Origin of the sequence: Paraburkholderia sp. SIMBA_054 (assembly GCF_046534875.1) — a bacterium.
GTDB classification, from domain to species: domain Bacteria; phylum Pseudomonadota; class Gammaproteobacteria; order Burkholderiales; family Burkholderiaceae; genus Paraburkholderia; species Paraburkholderia hospita.
Window position 1 is genome coordinate 1 of the sequence record NZ_JAWRXV010001607.1, and the last position, 240, is coordinate 240.

The 240-nt window shown below is 61.2% G+C and carries 1 pseudogene; it reads left to right on the forward strand.

The annotated features are described in order from the left end of the window. Window positions 1-240: pseudogene (locus tag SB822_RS60500) on the forward strand (xanthine dehydrogenase family protein molybdopterin-binding subunit); the annotation flags it as partial.

Genomic DNA, 240 nt, shown 5'->3' on the forward strand with positions numbered 1-240 from the left:
GCAGGACGATTGCGTGGTTGCACCGGAGCGTGTTCCCGTCGATCGGTTCGACGTTCACGCCGAATGTGGTCTATGGTTCGGCGGGTGAGCTCGGTCAGGGTGTGACCGACATGCCCTATGAAGTCGCCAACGTGCAGTGCGAAAACGGGGCGGCGCCTGCGCATACACGTATCGGTTGGTATCGCTCGGTGTACAACATCCCGCACGGCTTCGCATTGGGCTCGTTCGTCGACGAACTCG